The organism is Salinisphaera sp. (genome assembly GCF_002729955.1).
In the GTDB taxonomy this organism is placed as follows: Bacteria; Pseudomonadota; Gammaproteobacteria; order Nevskiales; family Salinisphaeraceae; genus Salinisphaera.
Map to the genome: position 1 here is coordinate 1 of NZ_PBYA01000013.1, position 15,251 is coordinate 15,251.

15 protein-coding genes and 1 pseudogene are annotated in these 15,251 nt (G+C 65.6%); 6 read left to right on the top strand and 10 right to left on the bottom strand.

Features of this window, described 5'->3' with window-relative positions; translation table 11 throughout:
• The 3 genes and pseudogenes from CMN27_RS04045 to CMN27_RS04055 all read left to right on the top strand — a co-directional run.
• Positions 1 to 499, top strand: a 499-nt coding sequence (locus CMN27_RS04045) for a WS/DGAT domain-containing protein (RefSeq protein ID WP_293624127.1), incomplete at its 5' end; no start/stop codon positions are given.
• Positions 492 to 833, top strand: coding sequence for a hypothetical protein (locus CMN27_RS04050; RefSeq protein WP_293624128.1), 342 nt, complete (start codon positions 492 to 494; stop codon positions 831 to 833). The genes CMN27_RS04045 and CMN27_RS04050, both read left to right, overlap by 8 nt.
• Positions 830 to 1,159: pseudogene (locus CMN27_RS04055) on the top strand (hypothetical protein). The gene CMN27_RS04050 and the pseudogene CMN27_RS04055 overlap by 4 nt, the downstream one beginning before the upstream one ends.
• Here CMN27_RS04055 and CMN27_RS04060 read toward each other — a convergent pair.
• The 7 genes from CMN27_RS04060 to CMN27_RS04090 form a co-directional block, all read right to left on the bottom strand.
• Positions 1,156 to 1,815, bottom strand: coding sequence for a LysE family translocator (locus tag CMN27_RS04060; protein WP_293624131.1), 660 nt, complete (start codon positions 1,813 to 1,815; stop codon positions 1,156 to 1,158). The pseudogene CMN27_RS04055 and the gene CMN27_RS04060 overlap by 4 nt on opposite strands.
• Positions 1,816 to 1,819: 4 nt before the next feature.
• Positions 1,820 to 3,037: a YbfB/YjiJ family MFS transporter gene (locus CMN27_RS04065; protein WP_293624133.1), complete on the bottom strand. Its 1,218-nt coding sequence runs from the start codon at positions 3,035 to 3,037 to the stop codon at positions 1,820 to 1,822.
• The gene (locus tag CMN27_RS04070; protein WP_293624135.1) at positions 3,034 to 4,200 is read right to left on the bottom strand and encodes a YbfB/YjiJ family MFS transporter; all 1,167 of its coding nucleotides are present in this window, start codon (positions 4,198 to 4,200) and stop codon (positions 3,034 to 3,036) included. Before CMN27_RS04070 ends, CMN27_RS04065 begins: the two co-directional genes overlap by 4 nt.
• Positions 4,201 to 4,293: 93 nt before the next feature.
• Positions 4,294 to 5,340 carry a glycerophosphodiester phosphodiesterase gene (gene glpQ / locus CMN27_RS04075; RefSeq protein ID WP_293624137.1) on the bottom strand — a complete coding sequence of 349 codons (1,047 nt, stop codon included), beginning with the start codon at positions 5,338 to 5,340 and terminating at the stop codon, positions 4,294 to 4,296.
• Between the two features lie 111 nt (positions 5,341 to 5,451).
• On the bottom strand, positions 5,452 to 6,348 hold the full coding sequence (tesB, locus tag CMN27_RS04080; protein ID WP_293624139.1) for an acyl-CoA thioesterase II: 897 nt from the start codon (positions 6,346 to 6,348) through the stop codon (positions 5,452 to 5,454).
• Between the two features lie 143 nt (positions 6,349 to 6,491).
• Complete coding sequence (locus CMN27_RS04085) at positions 6,492 to 6,947, bottom strand: PaaI family thioesterase (protein ID WP_293624141.1); 456 nt, start codon at positions 6,945 to 6,947, stop codon at positions 6,492 to 6,494.
• A complete protein-coding gene (locus CMN27_RS04090) occupies positions 6,944 to 7,402 on the bottom strand; it encodes a PaaI family thioesterase (RefSeq protein WP_293624142.1) in 459 nt (152 codons plus the stop codon). Before CMN27_RS04090 ends, CMN27_RS04085 begins: the two co-directional genes overlap by 4 nt.
• 133 nt (positions 7,403 to 7,535) lie before the next feature.
• Here CMN27_RS04090 and CMN27_RS04095 point away from each other — a divergent pair, with 133 nt between their 5' ends.
• The 3 genes from CMN27_RS04095 to CMN27_RS04105 all read left to right on the top strand — a co-directional run bounded on the left by CMN27_RS04095 (position 7,536) and on the right by CMN27_RS04105 (position 10,979).
• Positions 7,536 to 8,123 (top strand): LON peptidase substrate-binding domain-containing protein, encoded by a 588-nt coding sequence (locus tag CMN27_RS04095; protein ID WP_293624143.1) that lies wholly within the window; start codon positions 7,536 to 7,538, stop codon positions 8,121 to 8,123.
• Between the two features lie 82 nt (positions 8,124 to 8,205).
• Positions 8,206 to 10,011 (top strand): L,D-transpeptidase family protein, encoded by a 1,806-nt coding sequence (locus CMN27_RS04100; protein WP_293624144.1) that lies wholly within the window; start codon positions 8,206 to 8,208, stop codon positions 10,009 to 10,011.
• A complete protein-coding gene (locus CMN27_RS04105) occupies positions 10,008 to 10,979 on the top strand; it encodes a D-Ala-D-Ala carboxypeptidase family metallohydrolase (RefSeq protein WP_293624145.1) in 972 nt (323 codons plus the stop codon). Before CMN27_RS04100 ends, CMN27_RS04105 begins: the two co-directional genes overlap by 4 nt.
• 660 nt (positions 10,980 to 11,639) lie before the next feature.
• On the opposite strand, the gene CMN27_RS04110 is transcribed toward CMN27_RS04105, so the two are convergent.
• The 3 genes from CMN27_RS04110 to CMN27_RS04120 are packed head-to-tail and all read right to left on the bottom strand — an operon-like array spanning position 11,640 to position 15,218.
• A complete protein-coding gene (locus CMN27_RS04110) occupies positions 11,640 to 12,659 on the bottom strand; it encodes a DUF302 domain-containing protein (RefSeq protein WP_293624146.1) in 1,020 nt (339 codons plus the stop codon).
• A 34-nt stretch (positions 12,660 to 12,693) separates the two neighbouring features.
• A complete protein-coding gene (locus CMN27_RS04115; RefSeq protein WP_293624147.1) occupies positions 12,694 to 13,731 on the bottom strand; it encodes an ion transporter in 1,038 nt (345 codons plus the stop codon).
• Positions 13,728 to 15,218, bottom strand: coding sequence for a patatin-like phospholipase family protein (locus CMN27_RS04120; protein WP_293624148.1), 1,491 nt, complete (start codon positions 15,216 to 15,218; stop codon positions 13,728 to 13,730). The genes CMN27_RS04115 and CMN27_RS04120 overlap by 4 nt, the downstream gene beginning before the upstream one ends.
• Positions 15,219 to 15,251: the final 33 nt, after the last annotated feature.

Here is a 15,251-nt window from a genome sequence, read left to right on the forward strand (position 1 = left end):
CAGCGGCACCGGCAACAAGGTGGCCATGATCTTTGCCAGCCTGGCCACCGACGTGGTCGACCCGGTGGAACGCCTCGCCGCCATCCGGCACTCGGTCGAACACTGGAAGCGCCGCTACAAGGACATGACCAGCGAACAGATCCTCGGCTTTACCGCCGCCCTGTCGACGCCGGCGGGCCTGAACCTGCTCACCGGCATCGCGCCGCGCCACCAGGCCTTCAACGTGGTGATCTCGAACGTGCCCGGGCCGAGCGAAACGTTGTATTACGGCGACGCGAAGCTCGAGGGCATGTACCCGGTCTCGATCGTGCTCGACGGGCAAGCCCTCAACATCAGCCTGGCCAGCTATCGCGATTCGCTTGAATTCGGCTTGCTGGCCTGTCGACGGTCGGTGCCGAGCATGCAGCACATGCTTCAGTATCTAAGCGATGCCCTCGATGCGCTGGACCCGGGCGACGCCCCGGCGCAGAAAGACACCCCTGCCGCCCGCGATGGCTGACCGGGGCATACACAGCGCCTGCGCCCGGCGCGGCCTGTCGACGTTTTTCGGTGTCCAGGCCGGCATCCTGCTGTTTGCGATTGCGCCGGTCGTCATCGCGGTGGCGGCCGGCCAGCTGGGCAACGCGCTGGGGTGTCGGGTCGACGAGTCCGGCGCCTATCCCTGCCCGCTGTGGGGCATGGATATCGGCGAGGCTTTGTATAGCGCCGGCGTATTCGGCTGGCTCACGCTCGCCACGCTGCCGGCAGGGGCGCTGCTGTGGCTCGCGCATATCGGCTACACGGTGATCGCGCTGCTGCGCCGACGCGACCCACCTACAACACAGCGCCGATGAGCGCCCCGGCCGACTACACCCCACGTTGTGAACTTTGCGGGCGAGAAGGTGTGCGTACGACCCGCCATCATCTGATTCCACGGCGTACCCACCGGCTCAAGCGCATTCGCCGGCGCTTCGACCGTGAAGAGCGGCTGGGCGCGATTCTGCATATCTGTCGCCCCTGCCACAGCCATATCCATGCGGTGCTGGGCGAAAAGGAGCTGGCCGAAACCTAGAACTCGCGCACCGCCCTGCTCGCCCACCCCGATATCGCCCAGTTCGTCGCCTGGCTGGCCGACAAGCCCGCCGGCTTTCGACCACGTATTCGCAAGCCCCGGTCCTAGGAACGGGTCGCCGTTGCCAGGCGCAGCCCGAGCGCGATGAATAACGACCCGAGGGCGCGATCGAGCCAGCGCTGCATACGCTGATTGGCGCGCATGCGCCGGGCGAACGTTGCCGCGAACCAGACCATCGGCGGTTCCACGAAAGCCGCCACCGCGATGATCAGAAAGCCGTGCAGAAAAAGCTGGCCGCCCACGGGCCCCGCGCCCGGCACCACGAACTGCGGCAGAAACGCCAGAAAGAACACGGCGACTTTCGGGTTGAGTGCGGCCACCAGCACGCCGCGGCCAAACGTCGACCGGGCGGTGACAGGCTCGCCGTCGGGCTGCGGCCTCGCCTCGTCGCGGGCCCGCCACGCCTGAATGCCGAGCCACACCAGATAAAGCGCACCGACGTACTTGACCAGGGTGAACGCCAGCGCGGAGCTGGCGAGCAGCGCCGACAACCCCACCGCGGCAAACAGCACGTGCAGGAATGCGCCCGTCCAGACGCCGGCCATGGCAATAAAGCCGGCCCGCCGACCACGGCGCAGCGCGTGCGCCAGCACATAGGCCATATCCGGCCCCGGGGTGACGTTAAGCAGCAGCGCAGCGCTCAGAAAGGTTGCCCAGTGCGCGGGCGAGTATGCAAACCAAGTCAGCACGTCGAGTTCAGTCATGCGTTCATCCCCGGGGCGCGTTCGGTCGCGATGTACGGGCACCGACTGCCCCCAGCAGTGCACAGATCGTGGCCACGAACAAAAGCATGGCCCCCACGGCGATCGTCGTCGCATAGCTGCCGGCCAGGGCATACAGCCGTGCCATGGCAAAACCGCCGATGGCCTGGGTGGCCGCGAATGCGAGCGTGGCCCAACCCCAGATCTGGCGCTGGCGAGCGACCGGCGACAGCGCATGCACGGTGCCTGCGGTGAGCGTGATGATCCCCGGCACCATCGCGCCCACCACCAGCGACGACAGGCCCAGCCCGGCGATACCGGTGAAGGCCAGCGGCAGCGCCGTGGCCAGCGTGATGAGTACAAAGGCAGCGACCAGCGCCCGTTCGAAGCCCAACCACCGCGCGGTGAGGCCGGCCAGGGCCGGGCCGATCACACCACCCAGGCCCAGCAGTAGCCAGTAGCGGTTGCCGGCCTCCAGGCCACGGCCCAGTTCGCGGGCGATATAGTCCACCCAGTAGAGCGAGTGCGGGACATAGCCGGCCGCACTCAGCCCGTAGGCTGCCACCACCAGGCCGATCAACAGCCAGGGCGTATGCCCCGCGCTCGCAGGGGCCGCCGCCGTATCGCCACCGGCCGCGGCTTCGGCGGGCAGATGACGCCAGACGCCGAACCAGCTGATCCCGGCCAGCAGCGCGCCCACAACGGCCGTGGCCAGCCAGGTTGCACCGATGCCGACGCTCGCCAGCTGCGGCACGAGCAGGCTCACGCCCATGGTGCCCACGCCGATACCGGTAAAGATCGTGGCCGAGGCCGCTGGGCGTCTTACCGCAGGCATGCGCGCCATGATCGCGGGCGTCACAACAATGGTCAGCGTGGCCGCCGCCGCGCCGGCGATCAGCCGCCAGAAGCCGTAGCCGATCATCCCCCAGGGCCAGGCACAGGCCGCCAGGCTGAGCACCAGCGCGATCAGACAGCTGGCAATCGCACGACGCGGGCCGAGCCAGCCGGCATAGCGGTTCGCCCCGGCCGCGCCGATCAGATAACCGAGCAGGTTGATCGCGCCCAGGCGCGCGGTCTGCTCGGCGGTGAACCAGCCGGCCTCGACCAGCGGCGTGATCAGCGGGGTGAATACGTAGCGGCCAAAACCCACGCCCAGCAGCAGCGCGACCGCGCCGGCCATGGGCAGCCGCCAGAGCCCGCCCGACACGTCGTTCGACGTTGTCATCTGGAGGCCTGGCGTACCGCGGCGATTGCACTGATGCTTGCCATGGCCAGCGCCACCGCCGCGATGGTGAACAGCGGCCGATAGCTGCCCAGCTGTTCATAGCCCCAGGACATGCCATAGGCAGCGACAGCCTGGGTCAAGGCAAACCCGAGGGTCGCCCAGCCCCAGACCTGCTGCTGGCGCTCGGGGGCGACCAACGTGGACAGCGTGCCGGAAGTGAGCGTAACCACGCCCGGCACCAGCATGCCCACCAGAAAGGACGACAACGCCAGCGCCGGCCAGTCTGTCGAAAGCACGGGCAGGCACACGGCGATCGTCTTGACGGTGAGCGCGAGCGCCAGCGACGGCTGAAAACGCAGGCGCGCGGCCAGCGTGCCGGCGACCACCGGGCCGCACATCGCCCCCAGGCCAAACACCACCCAGTAGCCGCTGCCGGTGGCCAGCCCTTCGCCGAGTTCGCGGGCGATGTAATCGACCCAGAACAGCGTATGCGGGACAAAACCCATGGCATCGAGGCTGTAGGCGGCGATGACCAGACACAGGGCCAGAGTCGGCAGGCGCGCGTCGATGTGATCTTCACGCGTGCTGCGTTCCAGGGGCGGGAGGCGCCCCAGCACGGCCAACCAGGCCCAGCCGGCCAACACGCTGGCGACCAGCGCGAGCGCCAGCCAGGTGACGGCCACGCCGACCCCGGCCAGCCAGGGTACGACCGTGCCGCTGGCCATGATGCCCAGGCCAATGCCCGTAAACACCAGTGAACTGGTATAGGCCCGGGCTTTAAGGGGTACCCGCGACAGCGCGGCTGGCACGCCGACCACCACCAGCATGGCCCCGGTGATGCCACAGGCCAGGCGCCAGAAGCCGTACCAGAGCACGCCCCACTCCAGCGCACAGGCATAGAGGCTGGCCACGGTAATCGCCAGACAGGCTGCCAGCACCGTGTGCACACCCCATACGAGCGTGGCGCGATGGGCCGTGGCCGCGCCGATGAGATAGCCGAGCAGATTGATCGCGCCCAGATAGGCTGCCGCATGCGGCGAAAACCAGTCGGCTTCGACCAGTGCCGGGATCAGCGGCGTATAGGCAAAACGGGCCAGGCCCACGCCAAGCAGCGTACAAACGCCGCCGGCCAGGCCGAGGCGCGTGGCAGAAGTCTGGGGCATCGGTGGTCAATACAGCGATTCGGGCCGCGAGTTTGCCACGAAATCCCCGGCCGCTGCCGACAGCTGGCCCCGCCGGCTGCGCCGGGACACGCCCTAGCGCGGATACAGGCGCGGCCGGTAGTCCGGATGGATCACTTCGACGGCGATATCGGTGAAGTCGGTGAACAGGCCGTCCACGCCGTACTGGAAGTAATAGCGGCGCAGCTCGTCCTCCAGGCGGCGGGTACCGGCCGGCAGCTGGTCGGCACGAAAGGTGTAGGGATGCACCTTCAGCCCCTGGGCGTGGGCGAGTTTCACCAGACCGCCGTGGGTATCGGCGATACGCCGCTTGTCCGGGCCGATGCCGTCGGCGTATTCGGCGATGGTCGCGAGCCCGGCCGGGGTGACCAGTTCATCGTAGGCCGGCGCGTCGCTGATGAGCTGGATCATGGGCAGATCGCTGCCCATCTGTTCGCGCATTTCGCGCAGATTGTCGAAGCCGAAGCTCTGGATATAGACCTTGGCATCGCGCCCGGCATAGCCGTAGGCGGCCAGCTGGTCGAGCAGCGTGCGTTCGATGGGCAGGCCTTCTTCGTCGTGGAACTCAGGCGCCTTGGTTTCGGGGTAGAGGCCGACATCGCGCCCGGTTTCGCGATTGAGCGATTGCACCATTTCGACCACGGCATCGAAGGTGGGCACCTTGAAGCCCTGGGCATCGGCCTTGAACCGGCCCGGGAACACCCGGCTGCCGTCGGGCTGGGTACGTTCGGTGACGTTGAGCTGCTGGATTTCGTCGAGGGTGAAATCCGCCGCATACCAGCGCCCGTCGGCGCGCTTGCGGGCAGGGAACTGGCGTTCGACGTCGGTGGTGGATTCCAGATGGATATCGTGCAGACAGATCAGGCGATGATCGGCGGTCATCACCAGATCGGGCTCGATATAGTCCGCGCCCAGGGCATAGGCCATGGCATAGGCCGGCAGCGTGTGTTCGGGCAGATAGCCCGAGGCGCCTCGGTGGGCGATCACGATCTTGTGGTTTTTCGTCATATGTGGATCCGCCTTGAAGAGACGGGCCTCGGTGCCGGGCCAGGCTGCGACCGGCAAGGCAGCCAGGATCAGGGCCAGGCCGATGACCATACGAACCCCATACGCTCCAAACATGCTCAACCCCCGCGGTATCGCAAACGATTGTCGAAGGCTCAAGCCTAGTCGGGCAGGATGACAGTTTCGTAACCGCCGCGGCGCGACCGCGAGAGGTTGTGCAGAGCTTCCCTAGGCGTCGTCGCGCGGCTTGCGCTGGCGAATCAGGCCCTCCTGGGCTACGGATGCCACCAGATGGCCTTCCCGATTGAAGATCAGCCCGCGCGACAGGCCGCGCGAGTCCTGGGCGCCGGGGCTGTCCATGGCATAGAGCAGCCAGTCGTCGACCCGAAACGCACGATGGAACCAGATCGCATGATCGATGCTGGCCATCTGCATGCCGGGGGTGAAAAACGACACGCCGTGCGGAAACAGCGATGTCGCCAGCAGATTGAAATCGCTGGCATAGGTCAGCACCGCGCGGTGCACGGACTGGTCGTCGGGCAGCGGCGCCTTGGCCTTGAACCAGACATGCTGCACCGGCTCGCGCTTGTCCGGGTCGAGCATGTTCCAGGGTTTGACCGCCCGCATGTCGATCGCCACTTCCCGGCCCACCGCTTCGCGCAGCGATTCCGGCACCCGATCCAGGGCATCGACCCAGGCACGGCGCAGCTCGTCGTGGCTGGCCAGCTCTTCCGGGCCCACGACGTCGGGCATGGTCATCTGATGGGTATAGCCCGACTCCTCGATATGAAACGAGGCCAGCATGGAAAAGATCGGTCGGCCGTGCTGGATGGCCTGTACGCGTCGGGTGGCAAAGCTTCTGCCGTCGCGGATGTTGTCGACTTCATAGACGATGGCGGCCTGCATGTCGCCCGGGCGCAGAAAATAGCCGTGCATGGAATGCGCCTGCTGGGACGCATCCACGGTGCGCGTGGCCGCAACCATGGCCTGCCCCGCGACCTGACCACCGAACACGCTCTTGCCGCCGATATCGCGCGAACTGCCGCGAAACAGCCGCTGCTCCAGCGGCTCCAGATCCAGCTGATCGAGCAGATCCTGAACCAGACGTTGTCCATCCCCTGACATCGTGCACACGCTCCTTCGCGAACCGCTGCCACGGCAGCGATTCGTCTTTCTAATTCGATACGGCAGGCTGCCGCGATGGCTGTATAACGCCCTAGTCTAATTCAAACGGCCATTCGGCAAAGCGTGCCGGCCGCAGCCGTGACTTACTCGGCCGGGTTGTCGCCATCGACGGCGCGCAGCAGAAAATCGGCCCGGGCAAAGGCGATCGGGCGATCCGGATCGTCCTGCCAGCACTCGGCCTGTACCTGCGCGATACGCCGGCCCGAGCGAATCAGCCGACACCGGCAAAGACAGTCCATAGCCGCTGCCGAGCGCCAGTAGTCGATCGAGAAATCCACCGGATAGGGGATACGCGTCTGTTGCTCGGCGATGAGCACTTCGAACTGCATGGCCAGTTCCAGCAGGCTGGCAACCGTGCCGCCATGCAGCGCCGGCAGGCGCGGACTGCCGATCAGCTCGTCGCGATAGGGCATGCGATAGACTCGTGCCTGGCCATCGTCGGCCTGCTCGATCCGAAGATCCAGATAGGCCGCATAGGGAATCGCGGCCACGAGGTCTTCATGGCTCGACATCGGTTTCGGTTCCTTGGTTTCGCTCATGGCTTGAGCTGCCGGCCGGTACGCATGAACGCCGCGGTACACAGCGAGACCGCGCGCTCGCGCTCGCCCTGATGCAGCGTGGCCCGTACGAAACCCACGCAGCGGGTCACGTGATAGCACTCCGCTTCGATCCAGAGCCCCTGTTCCGCCACGGCCGGGCGCAGATAATCCATGCGCAGGTCGAGCGTGGCGATGGTTTCAAGCCCCGGCAGCGCCAGAAAAACGGCCAGACCGCAGGTGCTGTCGGCTGCCGCCAGGCCCACCGAGGTATGCCAAAGCCCCGCGACCGGATCGCCGAGAAAGCATTCGCGATAGTCGAGGGCGGTGACGATACGCTCGCCCGCGACATCCTCCACGCGCAGCCCGATGGCCTGGTTATAGGGAATCCCGCCGTTGAAACGGGCCGCGATCTCGGCACGTATCGCCGGGTCGCGCTTGTCGAGTTGTTCGTACATGCGGTGAGACGATAGCCCGCTGCCGTGGGCCTGTCACGTGGGTCGATTGCCACGCCCTCGCCCCCGAGCGCGTAAGATGACACCAGCCCCAGCATCCGCTGCTTCATTTTCGAATCGCTTTACCGACGCGCCCATGGACCATCCCGATTACGCGCTATTTCCCCTGAGCACGGTCGTATTTCCCGGCGGCATCATGCCGCTGCGTATCTTCGAGCCGCGCTATCTCGACATGGTCGCCATGTGCATGAAAGGCCAGACCGGCTTCGGCATCTGTGCGGCCCGCCCGGCCGAGAACGAACACGAATTCAGCAGCCCGCACTCGGTGGGCACGCTGGTGGAAATCGTGGATTTCGACCGCCTGGACGACGGCGCGCTCGGCATCACCGTGCACGGGCGGGCGCGTTTCGAGGTGCGCTCCACCCGCCAGGCCGACAACGGCCTGTGGTGGGGCAGCGTCGAATTCATCGACGAGGAGGCCGATAGCGCCTGTCCGATCGAGTTCTCGCCGCTCAAGCAGATCGCAGCCGCGTTGATCGACGAAGTGGGCCTGCCCTACGACGCCGAAAGCCGCAGCTACGACTCGGCCAGCTGGCTGTCGGCGCGACTGACCGAGCTGCTGCCTTTCGATGCCGCCACCAAGCACGACCTGCTGGCTACCAACGATCCGCTGGAACGGCTGCGTCGTATTCGCCCGATGATCGAGATCGAGAACGCCCGCTAAGGCGGCCCTCCGGGTTTGCCGGGATGTGCCGGCACGACGGCTGCGGTAGCATCGCCCCAGGGGAACGACTATTGGATACGCCTTGAATACCTTCAACCGCGGGCTGTTAGCCGGCCTTTTCCTGCTGGCTATGGCCGGCTGCAGCAGTGCGCCCGATCAGGCCAAGCCGCCGGCATCGGCCTCGAATGAGGCCCGCGACAGCACCGCACAGAGTTCAGGCGTCGACAGACAGCCCGGCGCGGCGCAACGTACCGCAATCAAGAGCGCTCTGGCCGATCTGTCGGACGACACGGTTGACCATGCCGTGGTGGACTATTACCAGCATCACGACCACGCGGCCGCCTGGTTCGACAATCAGGGCACCGCGCGCGACGAAATCAAGACGCTGCTGGATGCCCTGTCGCGTGCCAGCCGCCAGGGGCTGGTCACCGCCGACTACGGTTACGACGGCCTGGCCCGGCGCATCGAACAGGCCGATGCGGCCCCCGGGCCGCTGGATGCCGACACCGTCGCCGCGCTTGATATTCGCTTGAGCCAGGCGTTCGTGCGCTATGCCGTCGACCTGCACCAGGGCCGCGTCGGCGAGGGCGACCTGCGCCCGCGCTGGTACGAGGACCTGCCGCCGGTCGACTATGCCGGTGCACTCGAGCGGGCCACGCGCGACGGCGATGTCGATGCCGCGCTTACCGAACTGCGCCCGCCCCACGATGGCTATACGCGGCTGGTGAAAGCGCTGGCCGACTATCGCGCCATCGTGGATGCCGGCGGCTGGCCTGAAGTCCCCGACGGCGACCTGCTGGAAACCGGCGTACGCGATGCCCGGGTGGCCACGCTGCGAAAACGCCTACAGGCCAGCGGCGACCTCACCCCGGACAGCCGCACCGGCGACAACGTCGAAGACGGCGTGAACGCCCTGGACACGATGGACGAGCCCGAAGACGGCAATACCCGCTCGCCGCGCTACGACGCGGCGCTGGCCGAGGCGGTCGAGCAATTCCAGCGCCGCCACGGGCTCAAGGTCGATGGCAAGGTCGGCCCCGGCACGCTTGCCGCGCTGAACGTGCCGGCCGAGCAGCGCGTACGCCAGATCGAAATCCACCTCGAACGCTGGCGCTGGCTGCCGGCCGATCTGGGCGAGCGCTATGTGATGGTCAACATCCCGGAATATCGCCTGCGCGCCTTTGCCGACGGCAAGCCGGCGCTGGAAATGCGCGTGGTGGTGGGCGAATCCTACGACGACCGCGCCACGCCGATTTTCTCCGACGCCATGGAGTATGTCGTCTTTCGCCCCTACTGGAACGTACCCACCAGCATCGCCGCCGACGAGATCGTGCCCGAGGTGCGCAAGGACTCGGACTATCTCGACCAGAAGGACTACGAGATCGTCGCCGAATTCACGCCCGACACCGAGGTACTGCCCAACACGCCCGAGAACATCGACAAGGTCGAAGCCGGCACGCTTTTCGTGCGCCAGCGCGGCGGCAGCCATAACGCCCTGGGGCTGGTTAAGTTCATGTTCCCCAACCAGTACGCGGTCTATCTGCACGACAGCCCGGCAGAACAGCTGTTTTCGCGCAACGAACGCGACTTCAGCCACGGCTGCGTACGCGTCCAGTACCCGGACCAGCTCGCCGAGTTCGTGCTCGCGGGCAAACCCGACTGGGACGCTGCCCGTATCGACAGCGCGCTGCACGAAGAGGATCGCCAGCGGGTGGATCTCGAGGAATCGATTCCCGTCTATCTGGCCTACTGGACGGCCTTCGTCGATGAGGCGGGCGTGAACTTCCGCGCCGACGTCTACGACAACGATCCGCGCGTGGAAAAAGCGATGCGCCAGGTCGATCGCAGCGTGCCCGACAACACCCTCGCGCGAGCCCAAGCCAGTTGAAGCCGAGCCTCGCAGCGCTGATGTTCTTCGCGGCGCTGTGCGCGCCGCCAGCCCAGGCACGTCTGGTGCTCGACGAAAGCCTCGACCTCGGCGAGCAGCGCAGCGAGGCGCAATTCGCGTTGGCCATCGACGGCGAGCCAAAGCCGCCGTCGCTACGCTCGGCGTTCGTGATGCCGGGCGAGCGTATCGACATCGCCGCCCGTGACCTGCCCCCGGGCGCGGAGCTGGTGCTGCAGACCTCGGGCGCGGGCGTACTCGAAACCGTGGCGGCCGCCCACTGGCGGTGGCAGGCCCCGGACGAACCGGGCCTTTATCCGCTGGTGATATACAACCGCGACAACATGAGCCGACAACGGCTCAACGTGTTCGTGAAAAAACCGTTCAATGCCCGCCAGTCGGCGCTCGACGGCTATCGTATCGGCCATTACGAACCGCATGGCCTGCGCGGCAGGGCCAGCTCGGCGCCGCCGGCGGGACTGGTTCAGGTCACCCGCGCCAATCAGGACGTGGCGGTATCCGAGCATTTCACGCTCGGTCAGTTCCTGTGCCATCAGCAGCCCGACCACTGGCCCAAGTACGTGCTGCTGCGCCCGCGCCTGCTGGAGAAACTCGAGCTTCTACATGCCGCGCTGGCCGATGCCGGTTTCGATCTCGACACCATCACGGTGATGAGCGGCTATCGCACGCCCTGGTACAACGCCGATATCGGCAACACTACGGTCTATAGCCAGCATCTGTTCGGCAGCGCCGCCGATATCTTCGTGGACGCGAACGGCGACGGCCGTATGGACGACCTCAACGAAGATGGCGCCGTGGACACCGCCGATGCACGCTGGCTGGCCGATCTCGTCGAAGCCGTGGTGGCCGAAAAGCCGTCGCTGGCCGGCGGCATGAGCGTATACCCGGCCAATTCCCGCCACGGCCCGTTCGTGCATATCGACGTACGCGGCGTGCGCGTTCGCTGGTAGCCTCCAGGAACGCTTTTCACCTGCCTTGCGTTAAAGATGCTGAACGAAATCCAGCCGACTTTTCTCAAGCAGGCAGGTTGTCCGCAAATGAACGCGAAGACACGCGAATAAGGCAAAGAACACACACCGCTCGCAGGTCGGGGGCTGGTGTTCCCGTCGCCTGCTGATGGCCATGCGCAGACGCGGCACCATGTAGGCAGATTGCGTTAATGGACAGTGCGATGGCTTCGTTCTTCAAGCGCTACCGCAGATTACGCCGATGCGTAAGCGTGCGACGCCACATGACAGCGAGCGACCGCAATTTACTCTCTTATTAAGCCGGCACAAATACAGATCGATTATTGGGTTAATAACGCGAGTGCGCTACAGCGTACTCGTCGCGGCCGATGCCCGATATGCTATTGAAAATAAAGGACGGTGACGTGCCGGCCTTGATTTTTGATAGCGTTGAAAATGGCTGACAGAGTCAGCGGTTTTGGTGCCGTGTTAATAGATTTGTGTGATCGGTGTCGATCTGCGGATTCGTCATTTGGCCGCTGCCGCCAGGGTCGAGGCACCAGCGCAGTCGATCTCCACCGCCGCAAAATCAACAGATCTGCGTAATCGGCGTAATCTGTGGTTCCATGCCTGGGCGCCCGGTGCGTGACAAGGACTCTTAAGTTATTGATCGGCGGTGCTGGCCTGACTCGCGCGCACGGATAACCCGGCGGCCTCGTCTGCGATTTCGGCGAGTAAACCGGCGATCGTGTCGACTTCGTCGTCCCGGTTGTCGATATCGTGGCGATCGGCGATGAAGGCCGGTCGGTTGTAATAGACCGTGACCGTACCGTCCTCGGCCTGGGCTACCAGCATCTTCTGGGGCAGATCGATCCCGATGGTCTGATTCGAGCGCATTAACAGCGTGCCCGCATTCGGGTTGCCGAAGATGAACAGCGTGCTCGGACCCACGTTACGCCCCAGCGAACGGCTCGCGAAATCGATCGTATCCACCAGGGTCAGCGCATCCCGCGATTGAATGGCGTTGTTCAGGCGATTGACCACGGTATTGAAGTCGTCGGCGCTGACCACGCTTGCGATGCCTTCGCCCTGGCCGATACCGGCCGCGCTTGCATTCACCTTTAGATCGGTGTTGGCCGCGGCACGCACAACGGCCTCGAGATCGTCATCGAGGGCGTCCAACGTGCCGTTTTCGACTTCGTCCAGGTCGTAGCGCGCCGCCAGATAGGCGGCGTTGCTGAAGGTCACGCCGATATCGTCGTCGCGATCGCGATAGACGAGCACGCGGGCGGGCAGATCCAGCGCCACGCGCGGATCGGCCGCGATCAGCGCGCTTTCGCGGTTGGCGTCGGCCACGAACAGCACCGTGGTCGGGCGCAGGCTCAGGTTGGCGTTGCGGGCATTGGCCTGATGATCGACCTCCGTGCGCGCACTCAGGTTGGCACGGTTGGCGATGGCATCGAGCAGGGCCGAGCGGGTGGCATCGAAGCCGCGCGTCGACACCGCCAGGCTCAGGCCGGGAACATTGGTTTCGGCAGCGGGCGGCGTGGCGTCGTTCTCGTCGCTGTCGTCCTCGCCGTCGAGCAGCTCGCTCCATTCACAGGCCGACATGACCATGGCCAAGAGAACCAGCACGCCGATCAGGCCGAAACGTCGAGCTGTTGTGCGTGGTGCACGCGTCATGAAAACCCCACAGATCGCGAATCCAGCCTCGATCCTACTCGAAATGCTCCCGCCAGCGCTGCACCGCCACCTGTTCCTTGACCAGATCCAGAATTTCGACCACCGCGTCGCGCAGTTCCGAGTTCTGGCCGATATCGTCAGCCAGCAGGCGGGTGACCACGCTGTCGGTGATGTTCTGGACCAGGGCATCGAAATCCTGGGACGACAATCCTTCGACGGCTTCGTCAAGGATGTTGTTCACCGTTTCGGTAATCGCATCGTCGAGCGCATGGGTCACGAAGCTGCCCAGCATGGGCACGCGTTCGAGATTGCGCAGGGCGCTGTTGTTGTTCACGCCGCGATTGACCACGTTGGCCACATAGGCCTGCAGTTCGTCGCGATTGGCCTTGTAGGCGGCCATGATCGCGTTTTCGATATGCGTGCTGGTGGCATTGACCAGGCGCTGCTGGCGCGGCTGGATGACTTCGCGTACCACCCGGTGCGACAGCTCCTGGCCGCCGCTTTCCAGTTCTTCCTGGGCGCCGGAGAGCACCTTGATGACCACACGGTCGGAGATCTCTTCGACCACGATGTCGTAATAGACCATGAAGGTCTTGTAGACCGCCCAGTTGCGGATATCGATCACGCCCAGACGCTGCAGGCGTACCAGGATCGTGACCACGCGCAGCACGCGCAGGAAGCGAAAGCCGGCCACCGGAATACAGCCGAGTACGTCGTACCAGCGCGCGAAGGGGTAGAAATACCAGCGGTAATAGCGCTTCTGAGCGATGGCGATCGCCCAGCCGGCGAGCACATCGGCCACGAAGATGGATACAAAGGCCAGATCGATGGCCACGAAGTTTTCGTGCACCGAGCTTTCATACCAGCCGTGCAGACCCGGCGCGGCGTTTTCGAACACGCCGGCAAGCGGGCCGATGGCGAACAGCGCATCGAAGAGAATCAGCGCCAGATTGAGCGACACCAGCACGATGATCGCCAGATCCCAGAGCAGGAACAGGCGTTCACTCAGGGTACGATCGCCGGTGACGATCGCAAACGGGCGCGGCGTATCGGGGTGGTCGCGATCACTCACGAAGCGCGCGCCTCGCGCTCGTGCGCGAACAGGCTCACCGTGCGCAGCATTTCACGCACCTCGGGCATACGGCTCTCCATCTCCTGGTAGCCCCAGCCCACCGACAGGTCGAGTGCGTCGGGGCTGGGCACGATATTCAACGGCGACAGCGTGCGATCGAAGCGCACCATGGTGTCGGCATAGACACGGTTGACCCGCATCTGCATCTGTACGGTCTGGGTGATCGGCCATAGCCAGAGGTTTTTGGCGTCCACGCGCGGAAAGAAGCAGTCGAAGGCCAGGTAATAGGCGTTGCGGGTGGCCGCCCGGCCGGCCGCCACGCCGCGCCAGGCCGCCCGCGCCGGCACGTTGTCGGCCACGCCGCCGTCCACGATCGCGGCCAGCTCGCGGGTGGCCATGAGCTCGGCGAAGATTTCACGCGTGACCCCGGCGCCCGGCCCCGGCTCGTATTGCAGAATGCTGGGTACGGCCGCCGAAAAGCCGGCAGCATCCACGGCATGCACCTGGCGAGTGTCGGTATCGCGCCCGAGCACGATCGGCTCGACCACATCGGCGCTGAAGAACTGCAGCAGCCGGGCAAAGCGCGCGGCCACGCGCATCCACATCGGCAGCCAGCGTTCGGCGCCCTCGCTGGGCGCGCGCACGTCCGAGGGCAGGCGTTCATAGGGCCGCCGACGAATGCCGGCCACCACCAGATCCAGCGGGATCTCCATTTCGTCCAGCCGCAGCGGCCGGCGCAGATCGCCGGTAGACATGCGCTGGTGCAATGCCCGCAGGTGCAGATGCAACAGGCCGGGCAGGCAGAATTCGCTGCGCCGACGCGCGCCGGTGAAGATATCGCCGTTCTTGAGCTTGCGGGCAAAATCCAGATAGTCGGCCACGTCGGCATGCCGACGCTGCGCACGAAACAGGCCCAGAATCGCGCCGATGGAATTGCCCACCATGTAATCGGGAATCAGGCCGTCTTCCATGAGCCGCGCGAACGCGCCGGCATAGACGTAGCCGGAGCCACCGCCGCCGCCGGCCACGATCACCAGCGAACGCTTGCCGGCCTCGCGATCGAGGGCGGCCCCGTCGCATTCGTCGCGGTGATCGGCCAGCAGCTTGCGGCGCAGCTCGATACAGCGGCTGCGTGCCTCGGCTACCGCTTCGTGGCAGTACAGCAGCTTCTGTTCGGCGGTCGCCGAGCCGCGCAGCCGGTCGTAGAGATGTTCGAGCAGCCAGGCGCGCAGCGGCATGATGCGCGCGGCATCGACCTGGATATCACGCCGCGTGCCGGGAATACGAAACACATGCAGGCGGGCCATGCCCAGGGCATAGCGCAGGCATTCATAGTCGGCCTGCGCGACCGTCGAGGGGGCAGCCAGCCAGGCGCGTACCAGCGCCCGTTCCATGCGCTGGAGCTGCAGACGCTCGCGCTCGTCGCGATCGGCCGCTGCATCCGCGCCGACCGGGCTCGACGTATCCGTTCCCAGCAGGCTGCTCATGAGCGCTTAGACGCGGCCTGTGCCGTAGTCGAG